The organism is Streptomyces sp. N35 (genome assembly GCF_016464295.1).
Taxonomy (GTDB): domain Bacteria; phylum Actinomycetota; class Actinomycetes; order Streptomycetales; family Streptomycetaceae; genus Streptomyces.
In genome coordinates, this window is sequence record NZ_JAEIMH010000026.1 from 78076 (window position 1) to 101858 (window position 23783).

General features: G+C 71.1%; 18 protein-coding genes and 1 pseudogene. 16 read left to right on the forward strand and 3 right to left on the reverse strand.

The features are described 5' to 3' along the window. Nucleotides 1-11: 11 nt before the first annotated feature. The gene (locus tag JAO81_RS16700; RefSeq protein ID WP_199548643.1) at nucleotides 12-824 is read left to right on the forward strand and encodes a Fic family protein; all 813 of its coding nucleotides are present in this window, start codon (nucleotides 12-14) and stop codon (nucleotides 822-824) included. A gap of 509 nt (nucleotides 825-1333) precedes the next feature. On the opposite strand, the gene JAO81_RS16705 is transcribed toward JAO81_RS16700, so the two are convergent. Further along, nucleotides 1334-2167, reverse strand: a complete 834-nt coding sequence (locus JAO81_RS16705) for an HAD family phosphatase (RefSeq protein WP_199548644.1) — start codon at nucleotides 2165-2167, stop codon at nucleotides 1334-1336. 574 nt (nucleotides 2168-2741) lie between these two features. Between JAO81_RS16705 and ssd the strand changes: the two genes are divergently transcribed. The 7 genes and pseudogenes from ssd (at nucleotide 2742) to JAO81_RS42515 (ending at nucleotide 8829) form a co-directional block, all read left to right on the forward strand. Then, entirely contained in the window at nucleotides 2742-3827 is a 1086-nt protein-coding gene (gene ssd, locus JAO81_RS16710; RefSeq protein ID WP_199548645.1) for a septum site-determining protein Ssd, read from the forward strand. Further along, nucleotides 3824-4969 carry a TadA family conjugal transfer-associated ATPase gene (locus JAO81_RS16715; protein WP_199548646.1) on the forward strand — a complete coding sequence of 382 codons (1146 nt, stop codon included), beginning with the start codon at nucleotides 3824-3826 and terminating at the stop codon, nucleotides 4967-4969. The genes ssd and JAO81_RS16715 overlap by 4 nt, the downstream gene beginning before the upstream one ends. Before the next feature lie 17 nt (nucleotides 4970-4986). Continuing rightward, nucleotides 4987-5835: pseudogene (locus tag JAO81_RS16720) on the forward strand (type II secretion system F family protein); the annotation flags it as partial. 161 nt (nucleotides 5836-5996) lie between these two features. Beyond that, nucleotides 5997-6776, forward strand: a complete 780-nt coding sequence (locus JAO81_RS16725) for a type II secretion system F family protein (RefSeq protein WP_199548647.1) — start codon at nucleotides 5997-5999, stop codon at nucleotides 6774-6776. Between the two features lie 293 nt (nucleotides 6777-7069). Then, nucleotides 7070-7228 (forward strand): DUF4244 domain-containing protein, encoded by a 159-nt coding sequence (locus tag JAO81_RS16730; protein WP_199548670.1) that lies wholly within the window; start codon nucleotides 7070-7072, stop codon nucleotides 7226-7228. A 282-nt stretch (nucleotides 7229-7510) separates the two neighbouring features. After that, nucleotides 7511-7966 carry a TadE family type IV pilus minor pilin gene (locus JAO81_RS16735; RefSeq protein WP_307813424.1) on the forward strand — a complete coding sequence of 152 codons (456 nt, stop codon included), beginning with the start codon at nucleotides 7511-7513 and terminating at the stop codon, nucleotides 7964-7966. Nucleotides 7967-8445: 479 nt separating this feature from the next. Beyond that, nucleotides 8446-8829 (forward strand): Rv3654c family TadE-like protein, encoded by a 384-nt coding sequence (locus JAO81_RS42515; RefSeq protein WP_307813427.1) that lies wholly within the window; start codon nucleotides 8446-8448, stop codon nucleotides 8827-8829. 497 nt (nucleotides 8830-9326) lie between these two features. On the opposite strand, the gene JAO81_RS16745 is transcribed toward JAO81_RS42515, so the two are convergent. Continuing rightward, complete coding sequence (locus JAO81_RS16745; RefSeq protein ID WP_199548650.1) at nucleotides 9327-11804, reverse strand: DEAD/DEAH box helicase; 2478 nt, start codon at nucleotides 11802-11804, stop codon at nucleotides 9327-9329. Nucleotides 11805-11883: 79 nt separating this feature from the next. Between JAO81_RS16745 and bldG the strand changes: the two genes are divergently transcribed. The 5 genes from bldG (at nucleotide 11884) to JAO81_RS16770 (ending at nucleotide 17977) form a co-directional block, all read left to right on the forward strand. Beyond that, a complete protein-coding gene (bldG, locus tag JAO81_RS16750; RefSeq protein WP_003975386.1) occupies nucleotides 11884-12225 on the forward strand; it encodes an anti-sigma factor antagonist BldG in 342 nt (113 codons plus the stop codon). A gap of 109 nt (nucleotides 12226-12334) precedes the next feature. Continuing rightward, nucleotides 12335-12772, forward strand: a complete 438-nt coding sequence (locus JAO81_RS16755; protein WP_199548651.1) for an ATP-binding protein — start codon at nucleotides 12335-12337, stop codon at nucleotides 12770-12772. 379 nt (nucleotides 12773-13151) lie between these two features. Continuing rightward, nucleotides 13152-15554: a sodium-translocating pyrophosphatase gene (locus JAO81_RS16760; RefSeq protein WP_199548652.1), complete on the forward strand. Its 2403-nt coding sequence runs from the start codon at nucleotides 13152-13154 to the stop codon at nucleotides 15552-15554. 197 nt (nucleotides 15555-15751) lie between these two features. Next, nucleotides 15752-16327 (forward strand): small secreted protein, encoded by a 576-nt coding sequence (locus JAO81_RS16765; protein ID WP_307813425.1) that lies wholly within the window; start codon nucleotides 15752-15754, stop codon nucleotides 16325-16327. 135 nt (nucleotides 16328-16462) lie between these two features. Beyond that, a complete protein-coding gene (locus JAO81_RS16770) occupies nucleotides 16463-17977 on the forward strand; it encodes a methyltransferase (protein WP_199548654.1) in 1515 nt (504 codons plus the stop codon). Between the two features lie 42 nt (nucleotides 17978-18019). Here JAO81_RS16770 and JAO81_RS16775 read toward each other — a convergent pair whose 3' ends face one another. Then, nucleotides 18020-18469, reverse strand: coding sequence for a MarR family winged helix-turn-helix transcriptional regulator (locus tag JAO81_RS16775; protein WP_199548655.1), 450 nt, complete (start codon nucleotides 18467-18469; stop codon nucleotides 18020-18022). Between the two features lie 154 nt (nucleotides 18470-18623). Here JAO81_RS16775 and JAO81_RS16780 point away from each other — a divergent pair, with 154 nt between their 5' ends. From JAO81_RS16780 to topA, 3 genes are all read left to right on the forward strand, one after another. Further along, nucleotides 18624-20075: an MFS transporter gene (locus JAO81_RS16780; RefSeq protein WP_199548656.1), complete on the forward strand. Its 1452-nt coding sequence runs from the start codon at nucleotides 18624-18626 to the stop codon at nucleotides 20073-20075. 264 nt (nucleotides 20076-20339) lie between these two features. Next, entirely contained in the window at nucleotides 20340-20537 is a 198-nt protein-coding gene (locus tag JAO81_RS16785) for a hypothetical protein (RefSeq protein WP_199548657.1), read from the forward strand. A gap of 317 nt (nucleotides 20538-20854) precedes the next feature. Further along, a complete protein-coding gene (topA, locus tag JAO81_RS16790; protein ID WP_199548658.1) occupies nucleotides 20855-23692 on the forward strand; it encodes a type I DNA topoisomerase in 2838 nt (945 codons plus the stop codon). Nucleotides 23693-23783 lie beyond the last annotated feature (91 nt).

Below are 23783 nucleotides of genomic sequence, written 5' to 3' on the forward strand. Positions count from 1 at the left end.
GGGTCTTACTCATGAGTACTGCCGACCCGCTCGCCACTCTCGGCGCGCTGCCCACCGTGGCCGATTCCGTGGACTCCGTACGCAAGGCCGTGGACCGGGTCTACGGGCACCGGGTCATGCGGCGGCGCAGCCATGCGGTCACGTCCGAGGCGGCGCTGCGCGGTGCGCGCGGTTCGGCCGCGCTGGCCGGTGCGGACTGGGCCCTGGAGGAGGTGCGGCGGCGCAGCGACTTCAGCGGCGACGACGAGGCGCGCGCGGTCGGCGCGGCGCTGCGCCTGACGGCCGAGGCGGGTCAACTCCTGTCCATCTGGCGCCAGTCGCCGCTGCGGGTCCTGGCCAGGCTGCATCTCGTGGCGGCGGGCACCCAGGACGACACGGTGGGACGCCCGCGCCAGAAGGGTGAACCGGTCGACGAGCCGCTGATCGAACTCGAGCTGCCGGACGCGGACGAGGTGGCCGGCCGTCTCGACGGGCTCGCGCAGCTGGTCATCGCGGGCAGCGCGGCGCCGGCGATCGTCACGGCCGCCGTGGTGCACGGCGAACTGCTGGCGCTGCGGCCCTTCGGCGCACACAACGGCCTGGTCGCGCGGGCTGCCGAGCGGATCGTTCTCGTCGGCAGCGGCCTCGACCCCAAGTCGATCTGCCCGGCCGAGGTCGGCCATGCGGAGCTCGGGCGTGCGGCCTATGTGGCGGCCCTTGAGGGGTATGTCTCGGGTACGCCGGAGGGCATGGCGGCCTGGATCGGGCACTGTGCCAAGGCGGTTGAGCTGGGAGTGCGGGAGTCGACGGCCGTCTGCGAGGCGCTTCAGCGGGGCGCGGCCTGAGGTCCCTGCAAAGGAGTCGGGAGTCCCTGCACAACGGACGCGGGGTAGAGAGTCCCTGCACAACGACGCGGGGCAGAGAGTCCCTGCAAAGGGTTGCGGCGGTACCTGAAGAGGTACCGCCGCTGGCATGTCCGCCCAGTTACCAAGCGTCCTCGATGTATGCCCATCAGGTCGGGGAACTTTGCCCGTTGCCTGGTGCGGCTGGCCCGTAATCGACGGGTCGACGTCGCGTGGGTGCTGCGGCTTCCATGCTCGGTCCGTGGGGCCTTGGTTGCGTTAAAGGTGATCCTCTCGGATGTCCTTGGTCTCGCGGGCCGTTGAATCCTTTGTACTCCTGTCATGGGGGAAGCGGAACCCCTGAGTGCACTTCTTTACTTTTAGGTTCAAACAGGTGCGAACCGGGCGCTGCTGTGCCGTGTCGAGAGAGCGCAGGTCAGCGGGCGTTGTCAGTGGGCGCCGATACCGTTGGACGGGCCGGTGGCCCCCGGGAGGGAGGGCTGCGTCCGCTCTCAAGTCGCCAGTGCGCGGCGCTTGCTGGCGTACCAGACAAGCCCCGCGGTCGCGGCCGCCGCACCCACCGCGGCGGGCCCGGCCGGCGGGGGGCGGGGGGGGGGGGGGAGGCTCCCCGCCCCCCGCCTGGGGGGCGCCCGCCGGTGGAAGTCGAGAATCGGCCAGTCGCGGGTGAGCGCTTCGCGGCGCAGCGTGCGGTCGGGGTTGACCGCGTAAGGATGGCCGACGGATTCGAGCATCGGCAGATCGGTGGCCGAGTCGCTGTAGGCGTAACAGCGCTCGAGGTCGTACCCCTCGGAGGCGGCGAGCTCGCGTACGGCTTCGGCCTTCGTCGGCCCGTACGCGTAGTAGTCGATCTCTCCGGTGAAGCAGCCGTCGTCGCCGACCACCATGCGGGTCGCCACCACGCGGTCCGCGCCGAGCAGTTCGCCGATCGGCTCGACGACCTCCGCACCCGACGTGGACACGATCACCACGTCGCGCCCCGCGAGGTGGTGCTCCTCGATGAGCGAGGCGGCCTCGTCGTAGATGATCGGGTCGATGAGATCGTGCAGCGTCTCGGCGACGATCTCCTTGACCTGCTGCTGGTTCCAGCCTTTGCACAGCGCGGAGAGGTACTCGCGCATGCGCTCCATCTGATCGTGGTCGGCGCCGCCCGCGAGAAAGATGAACTGGGTGTACGCCGTCCTCAGCACCGCTCGGCGGTTGATCAGGCCGCCCTGGTAGAACGACTTGCTGAACGTGAGCGTGCTCGACTTCGCAATGACCGTCTTGTCCAGGTCGAAGAAGGCGGCTGTGCGGGGCAACGAGTGGTTTTCCACGTGGTCGAGCATAGGCGCCCACCATTCGGCGTAAGCTGGGGCGCGTGGGTTTGCCTGAGAAGGCCTTCGGGTACACCATGGAAGTCACGGATCGTTCGCGACCGTGCTAACCCGGTCTGGCTCCTCCCCCCCCGAGTCGGACCGTGGGGACGACCCCCGCTCTCCCCCCCGGCGGGGGTCGTCGCATGTCCGGGCCCGGTTCGGGCCCTTTTTTCTTGCCCCTTTTGGCTCAGTGCACCCCTTCCTGCGCCAGCCGGCGCCTTCCTCCGCCCGTTGAGACCCGTCACGGTGCGTAGCGGTTGCACTGCACTCCGGAAGTCGTGGAGAACTCACCGGTTCGGGTGACGAAGTTATTCACATTGCTTCGGTTGTCCACAGATTTCGACCAAGATCCCCACCATTTCCCGGCTCCGCTCATCGTGATTCCTGCTTGCGGACTTCGCAGTCGGGCGCTTGCGCCTTCACGGCTGCGTCGGTGATGCCGCATTCGCATCGTTCGCGGCGTTCACGGGCGTCCGGCGTCGGTCCTGAGGGCCGGCGGCGGTGCGTGAGAACGCTCGAGACGTTCAACGAGAGGGGCGGGAGCATGACGGGAGCCATGGCCGACGACCGGCCGGCCGAGCGGAAGCGGCGCGGGCCGCTGATCGTGACGGAGGACGCGCAGCTGCTCGACGATCTGCTGCGGCTGTGCGCCGCGGCGGGGGCCAGGGCGGAGGTGCATCACGGGGTGCCTGAGCGAAGAGACAGCTGGGAGGGCGCTCCGCTTGTACTGGTGGGGGATGACGCGGCCGCGCGGGTGCGCGGCGCCGTGCGCAGGCGCGGGGTGTGCCTGGTCGGCAGGGACCAGGACGATCCGGGGGTGTGGCAGCGGGCCGTGGAGATCGGCGCCGACCATGTGCTGCGGCTGCCCGATGCCGAGCAGTGGATCGTCGACCGGATCGCCGACGCGGTCGAAGGCGTGGGGCGTCCCGCGCTGACCGTCGGGGTGATCGGCGGCCGGGGTGGGGCCGGTGCCTCCACCCTGGCCTGCGCGTTGGCCGTGTCGGCGGCGCGGGCGGGGCGGCGCACCATGCTGATCGACGGTGATCCGCTGGGCGGCGGCCTCGATGTGCTGCTCGGCGGCGAGTCGGCGCAAGGGCTGCGCTGGCCCGCGTTCGCACAGTCGCGGGGGCGGCTCGGGAGCGCGGCGCTCGAGGAGTCGCTGCCGGAGCTCAGTTCGTTGCGCGTGCTCAGCTGGGACCGCGGCGACGTGCTCACGATCCCGCCCGAGGCGATGCGTGCGGTGCTCGCGGCGGCGCGCAGGCGCGGTGGCGTGGTCGTCGTGGATCTGCCGCGGCGGGTGGACGAGGGCGTGGCCGAGGCGCTGGGGCAGTTGGATCTCGGCCTCCTGGTGGTGCCTGCCGAGCTGCGCGCCCTTGCCGCGGCGGAGCGGGTGTCTTCGGCCGTACGCATGGTGCTGCGGGATCTGCGGACGGTGGTCCGCGGGCCGTTCACCGCGGGCCTCGGCGCCGAGGAGACGGCAGGGATGCTCGATCTGCCGCTGGCCGGTGAACTTCCGGTGGATGCGGGCGTGTTGAGCGGCCGGATCCCTGCCGCGGATGTGCGGGAGCCGCTTGCGCGGTTCTGTGAGGCCTTCTGGGAGCGCGTTCCCGCGGCGGGCGGTGCGTCATGAGCGGGGCGCTGCTCGACGGGGTGCGGCAGTGGCTTGCCGAGTCCGGGGCCGAGGCGACGCCCGCGCGGGTCGCTCAGGCGCTGCGGGCCCAGGGGAAGGTGCTCGGAGACAGTGAACTGCTGGGTGTCGTAGGGGAATTGCGCTCCGAGTTGGTGGGCGCCGGACCTCTGGAGCCGTTGCTCGCGGATCCACGGGTGACGGATGTGCTGGTTTCGGCGCCCGACCGGGTGTGGGTGGACCGGGGCGGTGGACTCGAGCTCACACCCGTGGCTTTCGCCGACGCGTCGGCCGTGCGACAGCTCGCCCAGCGGCTCGCCGCGGTCGCGGGGCGGCGGCTCGATGACGCCAGGCCCTGGGTGGACGCCCGGCTGCCGGACGGCACTCGGCTGCATGCCGTACTGCCGCCGGTCGCCGTCGGATCGACCTGCCTCTCGCTGCGGGTGGCGCGGTCCAAGGCCTTCTCGCTGGGCGAGCTGGCCGCCGCGGGGACGGTGCCGCCGGGCGGTGACCGGGTGCTGCGGGCGCTGATCGAGGCACGGGCGTCGTTCCTGATCAGCGGCGGGACCGGCTCCGGAAAGACCACGCTGCTCAGTGCGCTGCTGGGTCTGTCCGGCCCGGGGGAGCGGATCGTACTGGCCGAGGATTCGGCGGAGTTGCGGCCCGAGCACCCTCATGTCGTACGTCTGGAATGCCGGGTGGCGAACCAGGAGGGCGCGGGCCGGGTCTCGCTCGAGGACCTTGTGCGCCAGGCGCTGAGGATGCGGCCGGACCGGCTCGTGGTGGGCGAGGTGCGCGGGGCGGAGGTCGTGCACCTGCTCGCCGCGCTCAACACTGGGCATGCGGGCTGCGGGACGGTCCATGCCAATGCGGCAGCCGATGTACCCGCGCGCCTCGAAGCGCTCGGGACGGCTGCGGGGCTCGACCGGGCGGCGCTGCACAGCCAGTTGGCGGCGGCAGTCTCGGTGGTGCTGCATCTCGTACGGGACCGGGGCGGGCGGCGCCGGATCGCACAGGTGCATGTCCTGGAGCGGGATGCGGCGGGTCTGGTGCGGACGGTGCCGGCGCTGCGGTGGGGCGAGCGGGCGTTCGTCTACGACCAGGGATGGGAGCGGCTGCGGGGGATTCTCGGGGGTGGGCTGTGAGCGGGGTGGTTCCGGTGATGTGGGGGATGCCGGCCTATGCGGCCGCGTTCTGCGCGGGGGCCGCGGTGTGGTTGGCGGCGGCTCAGGACAGGGGGATGCGGCGGGCGCGGGGGCTGGTCGTGGCCGGTGTGGGCGAGCCGGAGGCGGTCCCGCTGTGGGTGCGGTGGGTGGCGTGGGTACGGGTGCGGGCGCGGCCCGAGTGGTGGTGCCTGGCCGCGGGTGCGCTGGTGGGGCTGGTCGGAAGGTCCGTACTGCCGCTGATTCTGGGCGGGTTGGCGGTGCCGCTCGCGGGGCGGGTGCTGCGCCGGCGTGAGGAGCGGCGGGTCCGGGAGAAGAGGGCGGAGCAGGTGATCGCGCTGTGCGCGGCACTGGCCTCGGAGGTGCGCGCTGGGCGGCAGCCTTCGGCGGCCCTGTCCCTCGCGGCGCGGGACACCGGTGGGCTCGGGGCGGGTGGAGCCGATGCGGCGGCCCTGGCAGCCGCCCGGTTCGGTGGTGATGTTCCGGCTGCCCTGCGGGAGGCGGCGTGCGGGCCTGGCGCGGAGGGGCTTGCCGGTCTGGCGGCGTGCTGGCAGGTCGCTGTGGACAGCGGTGCGGGGCTCGCCGAAGGGCTGGACCGGCTGGAAGCGGCGCTGCGGGCCGAGCGGGATCAACAGGCCGATCTGGGGACCAAGTTGGCGCCCGCGCGGGCGACCGCGCTGATGCTCGCCGTGCTGCCGGTGGTGGGACTGCTCATGGGGACGGCGTTGGGCGCGGACCCTTTGGGCGTTCTGCTGCACACGCCGGCCGGGATCGGGTGCCTGGTGGTGGGCGGGGCGCTGGAAGGGGCCGGGCTGTGGTGGACGGGGCGGATCGTGCGGCGGGCTGAAGGGGTGGGGCGTGATGCGGGGAGTGTGGTTCGGGCGCGCTGGTCGGTGAGTTCGGTGAGTTCGGTGAGTTCGGGGAATCCGGTGAATCCGGTACGGGAGGGGGCGGGACCGGTGCGTGGTGCGGCGCGGCGGGCCGGGGAGCCGGAGCGGAGCGAGCTCCGGTGAGCGGGGAAGTTGTCCACAGGCTGGGGGTGGTGCTGTGTCTTGCGCTCGTGGCCTTGGTGGTCGGTGAGGTGGTGGCCGACCGGCGTGAGCGGGCGCTGCGGCGGCGGGTGGAGCGGTTGTTGGGGGTCGAACCGTGCGCGAACCGTCGTGCCGTACGAGCCGTGGAGCGAAGGGCGGCGATCCGGCGATGGTCCCCGGCGGTGAGCGTCGCGTGCTTGGCTTACGCCGTCGTCGGCGGGGTGGCCGGGCTGGTGCTCGCAGGGGTCGCAGGGCTGGGTGTGTGGCGCTGGTGGTCGCGCAAGGCGCCGCGTCCCGACGCCGACCGGACCGAGCAGGCGGGGCGTCAACTGCCCCTGGCCGCCGATCTGCTGGCGGCGTGCATCGCCGCGGGCGCCGGGCCGGCCGAGGCCGCGTCGGCCGTGGGGGAGTCGCTGGGCGGGCCGGTGGGGGAGCGGCTGGTCGGGGTGGCCACCGAGTTGCGGCTCGGGGGTGAACCCGAGCAGTGCTGGGGGCGGTTGGCCTCGATCCCCGAGGCGACGGCGCTGGCCCGCTGTCTGCAGCGGGCCACGAGCTCCGGCGCGCCCGCCGCCGAGCAGGTGGCGCGGGTGGCGTCCGACTGCCGGGAACGTGCGGCGCGGTCCGCCCTCACCAGGGCGCATCGGGCGTCGGTCATGGTCACGGCGCCGGTGGGGCTGTGCTTTCTGCCCGCGTTTCTGGTGCTCGGGGTGGTGCCTGTGGTGGTGGGGCTGGCGGGGGAGATCTTGCGGGGGGTGTGAGGGGGCGGGCTCGTACGAGGTTCGTGCTCGTGTTCGTGCTCGTGTTCGTACGAGGCGGTCGGGCGCTGGGGTCCCGTGTGAGGCCCAGGCGTGCGCTTCGGCTGCGAGAGCAGAGGAATCCATACCAGCGGCCCGAAAAGGGCTGCTTCCAACGGGGAGTTGTCATGCGGTGGTGCAGGTCTGAACAGGGTGACGGGGACGTCCTCGTCGTGGGTGTGGCGCGACAGGTGGCCGGCGCCGGAGGACTGGCGTGGGGCGCTGCGCGCCGGGCGTGGCGTGCGCGCTCGGCCCGGATGCGGGGCGCCGACGCCGGGATGATCACGTCGGAGTATGCGCTGGGCACCGTTGCGGCCTGTGCGTTCGCGGCGCTGCTCTACCGGGTGGTGACCTCGGGCACGGTGAAGCAGCTGCTTGAAGGGGCGATCGGGAAGGCGCTCGGTGGCCAGTTCTGAGTGGGGGCGGGGGCGTGCGGTGAGGCGCTCTGCTGGGAGGGGCCGGGTGGAGTTGCTGGACGGAGGAGCGGCGCTTCTGAGAGCGGCTCTGCCGTGAGGGGTCGGATCGGGCGCGGGGGCCAGGGTGCGTGTGGGGACGAGGTGGCTCCGCTGGGAGGGGCCGGGAGTGGTGCTGCTGGAAGGGGGGCCGGGGTGGGTGCAGGGAACAGAGGCGGAACTGCTGGGCGGAGGCGGAGGAGCGGTGCTTCTGAGAGCGGTGCTGCTGGAAGGGGGTTGGCGCGGGTGCGAGGGCTAGGTGGAGCTGCTGGAGGGAGGTGCGGCGCTCCTGAGGCAGGGCGCTTACGTGGTGCTTCGAGTCGTGCCGGGGGAGACGGAGGCGAGGCGGCCCCGCGCCGAGACGCCGGGTTCGTCAGTGCCGAAGCGGCGTGCGCCATGCCTGCGCTGCTGCTCGTCGGGGTCGCGCTGGTGTGGGCGCTGATGACCGCGGCCGCTCAACTCCAGTGCGTGGACGCCGCCAGAGCCGGAGCCAGGGCGGCGGCCCGTCAGGAGTCGGCGTCCGCGACGGTACGGGCGGCGCAGCAGGCCGCGCCGGACGGGGCGCAGGTCGATGTGAGCCGCGAGGGCGACCTGGTGCGCGTCACGGTCTCCGCCACGTCGCCGGGACCCGACGCGCTCGCCCTGTCGTTGCGGACGTCCGCGGTGGCGTTGGCCGAGGAGACGGTGGGGGCCGAGGGATGACGGGAGTCCGGGAGCGGGGAGGTGGACTGCTCCGGCAGATGGGTGCTGGAGCGCCTGCGCGGACTGGAGGGCCTGCGCAGATACGGGAGTTGGGGCCGGAGGAGCGTGGCCGGGAGGTCGGCTCGGGGCCCTGTGCCTGGGAGTTGGGGCCGCGCTCCCGGGGTGGAGGCTTCGGGCCGAGAGGCGGGGGCCAGGAGGCGAGCTCCGGGCCCTGCGGCGGAGGGTTCGAGTCTGAGGTCCGTGGCCAGATTCTCGGTTCGGGTGCCCGTGGTCGGGAGACAAGCCTGGGGCCGGCCCATGGCTGGGGGTCGGGACCGGGTGCCCGACGCCGGTGGACCGGGTCAGGTGCTCGTGGCCAGGAGCAGGGTGTCCGTGGCCAGAGGTTCGGAACGGGTGTCCGTGGCCACAGGTTCGGAGCGGGTGCCCGCCTGCGCCGTACCGCGTCGGGTGTCCGTGGGCGGATCGAGGCACGTGCGCGGATCGAGGCACGTGCGCGGGACGATCGGGGTTCGGCGACCGTGTGGGTGGTCGGGCTGATCGGTGCGCTGTGTCTCATCCTTGCCGGCCTGCTGCTCGTGGCCCAGGCCATGGTCGCGCGCCATCGGGCGGGCGCGGCTGCGGACTTGGCGGCGCTCGCGGCCGCGGACCACGCCCTGCGGGGGCAGGCGGACGCGTGTGCTGGTGCAGGACGGGTGGCACGGGCGCAGGGCACGGACGTGGTGCGGTGCGCGGTGCGGGGCGAGATCGCGGACGTGACGGTACGAGCACGGTCGGGACCCATGTCGTCGGCGGTGCGCTCGCGGGCGGGGCCGCCGGGCCCTGAGGTGGGGGCGAACGTCGGGAGTTCAGGGCCTGTGCCCTGAGGCGGGCGGGTGCGGAAGGCTGGCGCTGAAGTGGGCAGCCGGGCGAGGAGGCCGGCGGGGTGCGAACCCAGACGCTGGGCTGGTCCGGGTGCGCAAGTTGGGTGCTGAGGCGGCAGCCGGGCGCTGAGCTGGGTGGGTGCGGAACCCGGGCGCCGAGGCCGCGGTTCAGCGCCTGCGCGCGAGGCCGGAGTCTTCCCGTTGCGCATGCGGAGCCTTGGGAGACCGTTCCGGTCGAGGCATGGCCCATAGCTGCTACGGGCCTCGGGTGACCGTTCCGGTGGAGGCCTGGCCCGTTCCTCCTGCGGAGTCTGCGGTGACCGCTCCGGGCGTGGCCCGGCTTGCTACTCCTCCGGAGCTCCCCGCTACTTCTCGGGAGCCTCTCGCAGCAGCCCCGCTACTTCTCGGGAGTCCCTCGCAACAGCTCCCCGCTACTCCTCCGGAGCCCTCGCAACAGCCCCCCCGCTACTCCTCGGGAGCCCCTCGCAACAGCCCCCCCGCTACTCCTCCGGCGCCCCCCGCAACAGCTCCGTGAGCAACCGCACCGCGCCCCGCTTGTGCAGCGGATCGTTGCCGTTGCCGCACTTGGGGGACTGGACGCATGACGGGCAGCCGGCCTCGCACTCGCAGGAGGCGATCGCGGCTCGCGTGGCCGTCAGCCAGGAGCGGGCGGTGTGGAAGGCGCGTTCCGCGAAGCCCGCGCCGCCCGGGTGACCGTCGTAGACGAAGACGGTCGGAAGGAGCGTGTCCGGGTGCAGCGGCACCGAGACACCGCCGATGTCCCAGCGGTCGCAGGTGGCGAACAGCGGGAGCATCCCGATCGAGGCGTGCTCGGCTGCGTGCAGGGCGCCGCCGAGGATCTCGGGGTTGATCCGGGCGGCATCGAGCTGGTCCTCGGTGACCGTCCACCACACGGCCCGCGTACGCAGGGTGCGCGGCGGAAGGTCCAGCTTCTGCTCACCGAGTACCTCGCCGGTGATGAGCCGGCGGCGGAGGAAGGAGACGACCTGGTTGGTGACTTCGACGGAGCCGTAGCAGAGGCGGCCGTCCCCCCAGGGCACCGAGACGTCGGTGTCCAGGACGGAGATGGCCGTGGTGTCCCGGGCCGTCGTGGAGTAGGGCGGGTTGGCCTCCTGCACGAGGGCGACCGAGTCCTCCAGGTCGAGTTCCTTCACCAGATAGGTGCGGCCCTGGTGGAGGTGGACCGCACCCTCGTGGACCGCGGTGTGGGCGGCCGAGGCGTCGACGGTGCCGAGCAGCCGCCCGGTGCCCGCCTCGACGACCTGGACGGGGCTGCCCCCCTCGCCCCGGATGTCGGTGAGGTCGGCGGCGCGCTCGCGGCGGGTCCAGTGCCATGCCTTCGTACGGCGCCGCAGCAGGCCGGCCGACTCCAGCTGCGGCAGCAGCTCGGGCACGGTCGGCCCGAACAAGGGGAAATCCCCCTCGGTCAACGGCAGTTCGGAAGCTGCCGCGCACAAGTGAGGAGCGAGCACATACGGGTTGTCGGGGTCCAGGACCGTCGATTCGACCGGCTGATGGAAGAGCGCCTCGGGGTGGTGCACGAGAAAGGTGTCCAAGGGGTCGTCCCTGGCGACCAGGACGGCCAGCGCACCCTGCCCCGCGCGCCCGGCCCGCCCTGCCTGCTGCCACAGCGAGGCGCGGGTGCCCGGATAGCCGGCGATCACCACCGCGTCCAGGCCCGAGATGTCGACACCGAGCTCCAGCGCCGTGGTCGCGGCGAGGCCGAGGAGCTCGCCGGAGTGCAGGGCGCGTTCCAGCGCGCGGCGTTCGTGCGGCAGGTAGCCGCCGCGGTACGCGGCGACGCGCCCGACGAGCGAGCGGTCGATCTCGGCCAGGCGTTCCTGGGCGATCACGGAGACCAGTTCGGCGCCGCGCCGGGACCGTACGAAGGCGATCGAGCGCCGGCCCTGGAGCGTCAGATCGGTCAGCAGGTCGGCGGTCTCGGCCGTGGCCGTGCGGCGGACGGGTGCGCCCTTCTCGCCGTGGAGCTCGGTGAGCGGCGGCTCCCACAGGGCGAAGACCAGCTCGCCGCGGGGCGAGGCGTCGTCGGCGACCTCCTTGACCGGGAGGCCGGTCAGACGTTCGGCCGCTATGGACGGGTCGGCCGCGGTGGCGGAGGCGAGCAGGAAGACGGGGTCCGAGCCGTAGCGGGCGCACAAGCGGCGCAGGCGCCGCAGGACTTGGGCGACATGGGAGCCGAAGACGCCTCGGTAGGTGTGGCACTCGTCGATGACGACATAGCGCAGGGCGCGCAGGAAGGAGGACCAGCGGGGGTGGGAGGGGAGTATCCCGCGGTGCAGCATGTCCGGATTGGTCAGGGCGTAGTTGGCGTACTGACGTACCCATTCGCGTTCCTCGACGGGGGTGTCCCCGTCGTAGACCGCGGGCCGGACGGCGTGGCCGAGGGGAGCGGCCAGTTCCTTGACCGCGCGGCACTGGTCGGCCGCGAGTGCCTTCGTCGGGGCGAGGTACAGAGCCGTCGCGCCGCGGCCGTTGGGTGCCTCGGAGCCGTCGAGGAGCGCGGACAGGACCGGCATCAGATAGGCCAGGGACTTGCCCGAGGCCGTACCGGTGGCGACGACCACGGATTCGCCGTCCAGAGCGTGTTCGGCGGCGAGTGCCTGGTGGGCCCAGGGGTGATCGATTCCGGCCGAGTTCAGTGCGGCGATCACTTCCGGCCGGATACGGTCCGGCCAAAGAGCATGGCGACCCGCACGCGGGGGCAAGTGCTCCGTATGAGTGAGGCGCGCGGACCGGCTCTCCCCCGAGGCGAGCCGGTCGAGGACCGTGCGCGGAGAAGGCCGCCCGGAGGGCCCCGTAGCGGGCGCATCCTGGCGGTCGTCGCTGCGCCGGTCGGGGCGGTGATTCGTGGCCATCGGCACCGAGTGTGTCACTGGCGTGACGGACAATGCTCCCAAGGCGTCGTGCTCGCCCGCCCGTAAGTGATTGAATGCCATCGCGGCTGGCGTTCCGCCCCAGTCCTGCAAGCCAGGAGACCAGGGGGCGACTGCCCGATAGCAAGGTGCTGGAGGATCCGTGGACCTGTCCCTGTCGACCCGTACCGTCGGCGATCGTACGGTCGTCGAGGTCGGTGGCGAAATCGATGTGTATACCGCGCCCAAGCTGCGCGAGCAGCTGGTCGAGCTGGTGAACGACGGCAGTTTCCACCTTGTCGTCGACATGGAGGGCGTGGACTTCCTCGACTCCACCGGTCTCGGCGTGTTGGTGGGTGGTCTGAAGCGAGTGCGCGCCCATGAGGGTTCGCTGCGCCTGGTGTGCAACCAGGAGCGCATCCTGAAGATCTTCCGTATCACCGGTCTGACCAAGGTGTTCCCGATTCACACCTCGGTCGAGGAGGCGGTGGCGGCCACCGACTGACGGCTGCATCCCGGGCCGCACAGGCCCGGTGCGGAGGGAGCCGGGGGCACCGGGCCGCCCAGGCCCGGCCCCCCGACAGCACGGAGAAGAACGTAACGGAGGGGGATTGATGGCCACCGTTGAACTCCGCTTCAGCGCGCTGCCCGAGCACGTCAGGACCGCCCGTCTGGTGGCGGCCGCGGTCGCGCGCAGGGCCGGGGTGGACGAGGCCGTGCTCGACGAGGTGCGCCTCGCGGTCGGCGAGGCCTGCACCCGTGCCGTGGGGCTGCATCAAAGTCATGAGGTCACGGCGCCGGTGAAGGTGGTGCTCATCGAGGAGGAGAAGCAGTTCTCCATCGAGGTGGGCGACGAAGCACCGCACGCGGTGACGGTCGAGGACTCGTCGCCGGAAGCGGTCGCGGCGGATCCGGACGCCGATGCCGACGAGGACGAGATGGGCCTCGCGGTCATCAGCGGCCTCGTCGACGACGTCGAGGTGACCACCGGCGAGTCCGGCGGTCAGATCAGGATGAGCTGGCCGGTGAGCGTGGCCCCGGTGCTCGGCTGAGCGAACCCGACCCCGTAGAACCCTGAAGGGCCCTGCTGAGCAGGGCCCTTCAGCATGTCCCGAGCGGATACCGGGCCCGATCCCCTCCCCGATCCCCTCCCCGATCCCCACCTGGTCCGCCTCGATTCCCGAGCCATTCCTTGATCCCCGTTGATCGAATTCCCGATCGTCGCCGATCATCATCGATCTCTTTTCCGCCCCGACGATCAAGAGTCAACGCTTTTGATCCATTACCTCTTTCGAGCTCAATCCTGTGACGCGATCATTTGCTGAGGAGCAAGTGAAGGCCAATTACGTTTGTCGCGCACTGTTTTGATCAGGATCGGCTCCCTACAATCCGTCCACATCTTGAGCTCAGCACAGGCGTCAAGGAGGACGAATGGCGGGGCTTTCTACCCCTCATCAGTTTGACCAACCCACAACCTTCGCAGCCGCAGTACTGACCGACGACAACCGACTGATCGTCATGGTCATCGGGATCGTCGCGCTTGCCGCGCTCGTCGTAGCCGGCGTACTCGTACGCCAAGTCCTCGCCGCCGGCGAGGGCACCGACAGCATGAAGAAGATCGCAAAGGCGATCCAGGAAGGCGCGAACGCCTATCTGGCACGGCAGTTGCGGACGCTCGGTCTTTTCGCCGTGATCGTCTTCTTTCTGCTCATGCTGCTGCCCGCGGACGACTGGAATCAGCGCGCCGGCCGTTCCGTGTTCTTCCTGATCGGTGCGCTCTTCTCCGCCGCCACGGGCTATATCGGCATGTGGCTGGCCGTACGCGCCAATGTGCGTGTGGCCGCGGCCGCCCGCGAGGCGACCTCCGGGGAAGGCGAACCGGCCAAGGATCTGACGGCCGTCAAGCACAAGGCCATGAAGATCGCTTTCCGTACGGGCGGCGTCGTCGGCATGTTCACTGTGGGGCTCGGACTCCTCGGCGCAGCATGTGTGGTTCTCGTCTATGCGGCGGACGCGCCCAAGGTGCTCGAAGGCTTCGGCCTGGGTGCCGCGCTGATCGCGATGTTCATGCGTGTCGGCGGCGGCATCTTCACCAAGGCCGCCGACGTCGGTGCCGACCTGGTCGGCAAGGTCGAGCAGGGCATCCCCGAGGACGACCCCCGTAACGCCGCGACCATCGCGGACAACGTGGGTGACAACGTCGGCGACTGCGCCGGCATGGCGGCCGACCTCTTCGAGTCGTACGCCGTGACGCTGGTCGCCGCGCTGATCCTCGGCAAGGCGGCCTTCGGTGACGCGGGTCTGGCCTTCCCGCTGATCGTTCCGGCGATCGGTGTGGTCACGGCGATGATCGGCATCTTCGCGGTGGCGCCCCGGCGCACCGACCGCAGCGGGATGTCGGCCATCAACCGCGGCTTCTTCATCTCCGCGGTGATCTCCCTCGCTCTGGTGGCGGCGGCCGTCTACATCTATCTGCCCGCCACGTACGCGGAGTTGAAGGGCGTCACCGACGCGGCGATCAGCGCCAAGAGCGGCGATCCGCGGATCCTCGCGGTGGTCGCGGTCGCGATCGGCATCCTGCTGGCCGCACTCATCCAGCAGCTGACCGGCTACTTCACCGAGACCACCCGGCGTCCCGTCCAGGACATCGGCAAGACCTCGCTGACCGGCCCGGCCACCGTCGTCCTGGCCGGTATCTCCATCGGGCTCGAATCGGCCGTCTACACCGCGCTGTTGATCGGGCTCGGTGTGTACGGGGCGTTCCTGCTCGGCGGTGCGTCGATCATGCTCGCGCTGTTCGCGGTGGCTCTGGCCGGTACCGGTCTGCTCACCACGGTCGGCGTGATCGTGGCCATGGACACCTTCGGTCCGGTCTCCGACAACGCGCAGGGCATCGCCGAGATGTCCGGTGACGTCGAGGGCGCGGGCGCCCAGGTCCTCACCGACCTGGACGCGGTGGGCAACACCACCAAGGCCATCACCAAGGGCATCGCCATCGCCACCGCCGTACTCGCGGCGGCCGCGCTCTTCGGCTCGTATCGCGACGCCATCGCGACCGCGGCCGCGGACGTCGGCGAGAAACTCGGCGACGGCGCTCCGATGAACCTGGTCATGGACATCTCGCAGCCCAACAACCTGGTGGGCCTGATCCTCGGCGCCGCGGTCGTGTTCCTCTTCTCGGGGCTCGCGATCAACGCGGTGTCGCGCTCGGCCGGCGCGGTGGTCTACGAGGTGCGGCGGCAGTTCCGCGAGCACCCCGGGATCATGGACTACTCGGAGGAGCCGGAGTACGGCAAGGTCGTCGACATCTGCACCAAGGACGCCCTGCGCGAGCTCACCACGCCCGGTCTGCTCGCCGTGCTGACCCCGATCGCGGTCGGGTTCACGCTCGGGGTCGGCGCTCTCGGCTCGTTCCTCGCGGGTGCGATCGGCACCGGCACCCTGATGGCGGTCTTCCTCGCCAACTCCGGTGGTGCGTGGGACAACGCCAAGAAGCTCGTCGAGGACGGCCACCACGGCGGCAAGGGCTCCGAGGCCCATGCCGCCACCGTCATCGGCGACACCGTGGGCGACCCGTTCAAGGACACCGCGGGTCCGGCGATCAACCCGCTCCTGAAGGTGATGAACCTCGTCGCGCTGCTCATCGCGCCCGCGGTCATCCAGTTCAGTTACGGGGACGACGCCAGTCCGGGCATCCGGGCGGGCATCGCGGTGGCCGCGATCCTGGTCATCGTCACGGCGGTGTACATCTCCAAGCGGCGCGGTATCGCCGTGGGTGACGAAGACAACTCCGGCCGGGTCGCCAAGTCGGCCGACCCGGCGGTCGTTTCCTAGCCTCCGGGTCGTACCTGCTCAACAGGTGGGCGGGCGGCGCACTTTGATGCGCCGTCCGCCCCTTTTTTGTTTCCGTGACTCTCATCTCCCTTGGTGCAAATGGCTGCAATAGCGGATATACGGGACCCATGGCGCGGGTATACCGCCCGGTTGGCGTGTAAGTTCCGGGGCCGAGAGCCATGGAAGGGACCAATCCGGTGAACAAGAAGCTCGCAGCCGCGCTGTCCGGCGGTGCGGTACTCGTAATGGCGCTGTCGGGATGCAGCAGTGACGACGGCAACAAGGAGCTCGACAACTGGGCCAAGTCGCTGTGCGGCCAGATCAAGCCGCAGCTCGAGAAGAGCGTGAAGGCCCAGCAGGCCATCATCGCCACGGCCGCGGACGGCAACCGGGAAGAGATCAAGAAGGTCGACTCGGCCTCCTTCCAGGCCAGCGCGGACGCGTACACCGCGATTGCCGCGGCGCTCGAGAAGGCGGGCCCGCCGCCGGTCGACGACGGCAAGAAGATCCAGGCGGACACCGTCAAGGAGCTCGAGAAGGCCTCGAAGGCGTACGAGGACCTCAAGAAGCAGAGCGACAAGATGGACGCCAAGGACGATTCGCCGGAGGGCGTGAAGAAGTTCTCCGACGACCTCAAGACGATCGCGGACGAGCTCGGCAAGATCCAGGACGAGGGCGCGGACGCGCTGGAGTCCCTGACGGAGGGCGAGGTCGGCGAGGCCATCGCCAAGCAGCCCGACTGCAAGGTGGAGTCGGCCTCCCCGTCCAGCTGACGCGAAGGTTTCCCGTCCGGTCGGCGCGAAGGCGCTCCGGCTGACGCATGCCGCACGCAAGCGGCCCGGTACGCGACGCGTGCCGGGCCGTTTCGCTGTGCGGCGCCACACCGCCGCGGCGGGGACAATGGACGGGTGAGTACGACGAAGCCCTTGCCCTCGACCGACCGCGCGGGCGCAGCCCAGCTGCGCGCAGCGCTCCTCGCCGCCGACTTCACGGCCGACGGCCTCCTCGAGCTGCTCGGTGCCCCCGCGTACGCCGCGCTGGCCCGCAGCGAGACCGTGCCCGCGGTGCGCGCGACGCGCGGGGACGGCGCCCTGGAGACGCTCGTACGCCTCTTCCTGCTCCAGGACGCCCTGCCGCACGACCGGGTGGCGAAGGCGCTGCCCCTCGAACAGGCCGTCGCGCAGGGCTGGTTGACCGACGACGGCACGCAGGTGCGGGCCACCGTCGACGTACGGCCCTACGGCGGACCCGACGGCGAGGACTGGTTCATCGTGTCCGACCTCGGGTGCGCGGTCGGCGGCGCGGGCGGGATCGGCAGCAAGGACGAGGGGGTCGTGCTCGGTGTCGGCGGCGCGTCCACCACGCTCGCCGGCATCACCGTGCGCCGCCCGGTGGACAGCGCGCTGGACCTCGGCACCGGCTCCGGAATCCAGGCGCTGCATGCCGCCCAGCACGCCACCCGGGTCACCGCCACCGACCTCAACCCCCGTGCGCTGCGCATCACCGCGCTCACGCTCGCGCTCTCGGACGCCCCCGAGGCCGACCTGCGCGAGGGCTCGCTCTTCGCACCGGTCGCGGACGGGACGTACGACCTGATCGTCTCCAACCCGCCGTTCGTCATCTCGCCCGGTGCGAGGCTGACGTACCGCGACGGCGGGATGGGCGGGGACGATCTGTGCCGCACGCTCGTCCAGGAGGCGGGGGAGCGGCTGAACGAGGGCGGGTACGCGCAGTTCCTCGCCAACTGGCAGCACGTGGAGGGGGAGGACTGGACCGAGCGCCTGCGCTCCTGGGTGCCGCGCGGCTGCGATGCGTGGATCGTGCAGCGCGAGGTGCAGGACATCACGCAGTACGCGGAGCTGTGGCTGCGCGACGCCGGGGATCACCGCGCCGATCCGGCCGCGTACGCGGCGCGCTATGACGCGTGGCTGGACGAGTTCGAGGCCCGTAAGACCAAGGCCGTCGGCTTCGGGTGGATCACGCTGCGCAAGCACGGCGAGAACGCAGCCGCCGCGGAGCCCTCGATCACCGTCGAGGAGTGGCCGCACCCCGTCGAGCAGCCGCTCGGCGAGGTCGTCGCGGCGCACTTCGCGCGGCTCGACCATCTGCGCGCACATGACGACGCGGCGCTGCTCGCCGGGCACTTCCGGCTGGCGGAAGGCGTGGTGCAGGAGCAGGTCGGGCTGCCCGGCGCCGAGGACCCCGAGCATGTCGTCCTGCGCCAGCACCGCGGGATGCGCCGGGCCACGAAGGTCGACACCATCGGCGCGGGCTTCGCCGGGGTCTGTGACGGCTCGATGAGCGCGGGCCGGATCCTGGACGCGATCGCCCAACTGGTGGGCGAGGACCCGGTGTTGCTGCGCGACCGTACGCCGGCGCAGATCCGGATGCTCGTGGAGCAGGGGTTCCTGGAGCCGGCGTAGGGGCAGGCGTTCCTGAAGCCGGCCTGACCGCGGGGGAGCGGTTCAGCGCGGCCAGGGCTGGCCGCTGAGCCGCTCCACGCTCGTGTTGAACCGCTGCAGATAGCGCGCGAAGGTCTCCACGTCGTTCGCCGACCAGTCCTCGAAGACCTGGTCGAGCTCCCCCACGCGGGTGTCGCGCTCGCCGTCCACCTCCAGCTCACCCTCGGGGGTGAGCTGGAACTTGCGCGCCATCCCGCCCTCCGGGTCCGGGATCCGCCGCAGCAGCCCGGCCCGTACGGCGTGCGCGGTCTGCCGGTTGACCGTGGAGGCGTCGAGCTGGAACGCCTCGCTCAGCTCGCCGATCGACATCGGCCCCTGGATCCGGATCCGGCTGAGCATGACGTACGCGCTGCGCTCCAGGCGGCCCTGCTCCTTGCGCAGCTTGGCGCTGCTCAGCTGATGCCGCCCGAGCACCATGTGCTCGAACTCGACCAGATGCGACGGCTTGTCCATGTACGTACGTCCTCCTGGGGGCGACCGTATCGCACACCGGGCATCGATGTGCATCATGCACATCATGTGTACGATGCACATCGTTGCCCAGGGAACCCATCCGTGGGCCGTCGAGGCCGCAGCGTCGCAGTGAAGAACGCACCGAGGAGCGCCCGTGGACACCCCCCAGCCCAGCGCACGGCCGGGCGGCATAGTCGCCACGCTCGCGCTCGCCGGAACCGTGGCGGCGGTCATGCAGACCCTGGTCACGCCGCTGATCGCGGAGATGCCCCAGCTCCTGGACACGACCCCGTCGAACGCGGCCTGGGTGGTCACGGTGACGCTGCTCGTGGCCGCCGTGTGCGTGCCGATCTCGGGCCGGCTCGGCGACCTCGTGGGCAAGCGCCGGATGCTCCTCGTCTGCTCCGTACCGCTGATCGCGGGCTCGGTGGTGTGCGCGCTGTCGTCCTCGGTGCTGCCGATGGTCGTCGGCCGGGGACTGCAGGGCATGGGGATGGGCATGGTGCCGCTCGGGATCGCGCTGCTGCGCGACGTCGTGCCGGCGGAGAAGCTCAGCGGCTCCATCGCGCTGGTCAGCGCGTCCATGGGGATCGGCGGCGCGATCGGTCTGCCGATCGCCGCGGCCGTCGCCCAGTACGCCGACTGGCGTGCGCTGTTCTGGGGTTCGGCCGTGCTCGCCCTGCTCATCGGCGTACTGATCTACGTGGTCGTGCCGGACGCGCCGGCCGGTGCGCGGGGGCAGCGCTTCGACCTCCCCGGGGCGTTCGGTCTCGCCGTCGGTCTGGTCTCCCTGCTGCTCGCGGTCTCCAAGGGGGCCGACTGGGGCTGGAGTTCGGGCACCACGCTCGGCCTGTTCGCGCTCGCCGTCGTGGCGCTGCTCACCTGGGGCTGGTGGGAACTGCGCACCCGTGACCCGCTGATCGACCTGCGCACCACGGCCCGGCCCCGCGTCCTGCTCACCAACGTGGCCTCGATCCTGGTGGGCGTCGGCATGTACTCGTTCATGCTGATCGCGCCGCAGCTGCTGCAGTTTCCCGAGGCCACCGGCTACGGGCTCGGGCAGTCGATGCTGGCGGCCGGTCTGTATCTGGCGCCCGGCGGCGTGATGATGATGCTGATCTCGCCGCTCGGCGGGAAGCTGATCAATGCCCGCGGACCCAAGTCCGCGCTGATCTGCGGTGCGTTGGTGATTTTCGCGGGGTACGGTCTCGCGCTGCCGCTGATGGGTTCGGCCTGGGGTCTGATGGTCGTCGGCATCGTGGTCAGCAGCGGGGTGGCCCTCGCGTACGGGGCGATGCCCGCCCTGATCATGAGCGCCGTGCCACTCTCCGAGACCGCGGCCGCCAACGGGTTCAACGCGCTGATGCGCTCGCTCGGCACCACCATCGGCTCCGCCGTGACCGGTGTGGTCCTCGCGCAGATGACGATCACCGTCGGCGGCCGGACCCTCGCCTCGGGGGACGGCTTCCGTGTGGGCCTGCTGATCGGCTGCGCCGTGGCCCTGCTGTCCGCGCTCGTGGCCCTCACGATCCCCGCGATCCGCCCGGCCGGCGAGGGTGCGCAGGACGAGCAGGGCATGGCGGAGAAGTCTCCGGCGCGCGCCTGAACCCGAGTCCGACGTGCCTTTGCCGTACGGAGCCGCCTTCGCCGGACCGCAACTGCTTTCGCCGGACCCGAACCGCCTCCGCCGGACCCGAACCGCCTCCGCCGGACCCGAACCGCCTCCGTCAGGCCGGAATCCATCGCGCCGCCCCGGAATCCACCACGCCGCGCCGGGCGTTCACCCGGGGTTCGTGCGGACGATGCCCGCACGTGGCCGACGCCTGCCAGCCTGCCGCACCAAGGGGAAACGGTGGGGAGGAACGCAGCCATGGAGAGTGGACCGGCGATCTTCGCGGGCGCGGTGTTCGCGCTGTTCGGAGCGGGCCTGCTGACGTGGACCGTGGCCCGCGTCGCCCATGGCCGGCCCGTCGCCGAGGGCGCACGCCCGGTGATGTCGGCCACGCTCACCACCCTTGTCGCGGCCGGTGCGCTGGCGCTCGGCGCGTGGTGCTTCCTGCGCGGCTGAGCCACGCCTCGGGGATGCGCGGCCGGTCCTCGTACGGGAAGGAAACTGGCCAATCCGGGAGAGAAGGCTCCGGTACCCGGGAAAGGCCAGGTCGGGAGTCCGGGCGGCAGGAAGGGCGGGAGTCGGGTTACCGTTCGAGTGGCTGCTGCGGGCTTTCCCCGTTTGACACGGGGGCGGGCTGTACCGTCACACTCCGCAGCGTCACCGTATAAACGCATAGGGCGGCGCCGTGGGAATGTCAGCGGCAACGCCGTATGAAGGCATACGGACCGCAGCACGTGTCAGCCACCGAGCGTCGACCGGAGAGAAGAGCCACGTTGTCCCCGACCAGCGAAGCCGCACAGGGCGGCCGCCGACTCGTCATCGTCGAGTCCCCTGCCAAGGCGAAGACCATCAAGGGCTACCTCGGCCCGGGGTACGTCGTCGAGGCGAGCGTCGGGCACATCCGCGACCTGCCGAACGGCGCCGCCGAGGTGCCGGAGAAGTACACCGGCGAGGTGCGCCGCCTCGGTGTGGATGTGAACAACGACTTCCAGCCGATCTATGTCGTCAACGCCGACAAGAAGGCCCAGGTCAAGAAGCTCAAGGACCTCCTGAAGGATTCCGACGAGCTCTTCCTCGCCACCGATGAGGACCGCGAGGGCGAAGCCATCGCGTGGCACCTCCTCGAGGTCCTGAAGCCCAAGGTCCCGGTCAAGCGCATGGTGTTCCACGAGATCACCAAGGCCGCGATCCAGGCGGCCGTCGCCAGCCCCCGCGACCTCAACAAGCGGATGGTCGACGCCCAGGAGACCCGCCGCATCCTCGACCGCCTCTACGGCTACGAGGTCTCGCCGGTCCTGTGGAAGAAGGTCATGCCGCGGCTTTCGGCGGGCCGTGTGCAGTCGGTGGCGACCCGGCTCGTCGTCGAGCGTGAGCGCGAGCGCATCGCGTTCCGCTCCGCCGAGTACTGGGACCTGACCGGCACCTTCGGCACGGGCCGCACCGGCGACGCCTCCGACCCCGCGCAGCTGATCGCGCGGCTGACCACGGTCGACGGCAAGCGCGTCGCGCAGGGCCGTGACTTCGACTCGCTCGGCCAGATCAAGGGCGCCAACACCCTTCACCTCGACGAGCAGAACGCCCGGGCGCTCGCCGCGGCCCTGGAGAACGCCCAGTTCTCGGTCCGCTCGGTCGAGTCCAAGCCGTACCGCCGCTCGCCGTACGCGCCGTTCCGCACCACGACCCTTCAGCAGGAGGCCTCGCGCAAGCTGGGCTTCGGTGCGAAGGCCACGATGCAGGTCGCGCAGAAGCTGTACGAGAACGGCTTCATCACCTATATGCGTACGGACTCCACGACGCTGTCCGACACGGCGATCACGGCCGCCCGTACCCAGGTCACGCAGCTGTACGGCGCCGACTACCTGCCGGACAAGCCGCGCACGTACGCCGGCAAGGTCAAGAACGCGCAGGAGGCGCACGAGGCGATCCGTCCCTCGGGCGACCGCTTCCGCACCCCGGCCGAGACCGGCCTGACCGGTGACCAGTTCCGCCTGTACGAGCTGATCTGGAAGCGCACCGTCGCCTCCCAGATGAAGGATGCGGTCGGCAACTCCGTCACCGTCAAGATCGGTGGCACCGCGGCCGACGGCCGCGACGCCGAGTTCAGCGCGTCCGGCAAGACGATCACCTTCCACGGCTTCCTGAAGGCGTACGTGGAGGGCGCGGACGACCCGAACGCCGAGCTCGACGACCGTGAGCGCCGGCTTCCGCAGGTGGCCCAGGGCGACCCGCTGACCGCCGACGACATGTCCGTGGACGGCCACGCGACCAAGCCGCCGGCCCGCTACACCGAGGCCTCGCTGGTCAAGGAGCTCGAAGAGCGCGAGATCGGCCGCCCGTCGACGTACGCCTCGATCATCGGCACGATCCTCGACCGCGGCTATGTGTTCAAGAAGGGCACGGCCCTCGTGCCGTCCTTCCTGAGCTTCGCCGTGGTCAACCTGCTCGAGAAGCACTTCGGGCGGCTCGTGGACTACAGCTTCACGGCCAAGATGGAGGACGACCTCGACCGGATCGCGCGCGGCGAGGCACAGGCCGTGCCGTGGCTGCGGCGCTTCTACTTCGGTGAGGGCGACGCGGCGGGTGCGGCTTCGGACGCGGGCAACGGTGACGGTGACCACCTCGGTGGTCTGAAGGAGCTCGTGACCGACCTGGGTGCGATCGACGCCCGGGAGATCTCGTCCTTCTCCGTCGGCAACGACATCAAGCTGCGCGTCGGGCGCTACGGCCCGTACGTGGAGCGCGGCGAGAAGGACTCCGAGGGCCACCAGCGTGCGGACGTCCCCGACGACCTCGCGCCCGACGAGCTGACCGTCGAGCTCGCCGAGGAACTGCTCGCCAAGCCGAGCGGTGACTTCGCGCTCGGTACGGACCCGGTGAGCGGCCACGAGATCGTGGCGAAGGACGGGCGTTACGGCCCGTACGTCACCGAGATCCTGCCCGAGGGCACGCCCAAGACCGGCAAGAACGCGGTGAAGCCGCGGACGGCCTCGCTGTTCAAGACGATGTCCCTAGACACCGTGACGCTCGACGACGCGCTCGCGCTGATGTCGCTGCCGCGGGTGGTCGGTGCGGACGCCGAAGGTGTGGAGATCACCGCGCAGAACGGGCGCTACGGCCCGTATCTGAAGAAGGGCACGGACTCCAGGTCCCTGGAGAACGAGGAGCAGCTCTTCTCGATCACGCTCGACGAGGCGCTCGCGATCTACGCCCAGCCGAAGCTGCGCGGACGCGCCGCCGCGAAGCCGCCGCTCAAGGAGCTGGGTGAGGACCCGGTGTCGGGCAAGCCGGTGGTCGTCAAGGACGGGCGCTTCGGTGCGTACGTGACGGACGGCGAGACGAACGCGACGCTGCGGGCGGCGGACTCCGTGGAGGAGATCACGCCGGAGCGCGGGTTCGAGCTCCTTGCCGAGAAGCGGGCGAAGGGGCCGGCGAAGAAGGTCGCCAAGAAGGCGGCGAAGAAGGCTCCGGCGAAGAAGACGGCCGCGAAGAAGACCGCGGCCAAGAAGACCGCGGCTTCCGCCACGAAGAAGACGGCCGCCAAGAAGGCCCCGGCGAAGAAGACGGCCGCGGCGGCGAAGAAGGCCGCTGCTTCGGCTCCGGCCGAGGACTGAGTTCCGGTACGCGACAGCGGTCCCTCCCCTCCCCTACCACGGTGGGGGGGGGGACCCTTGGTCGGGGGGGGGGACCGGGGGTCTGGGCCTC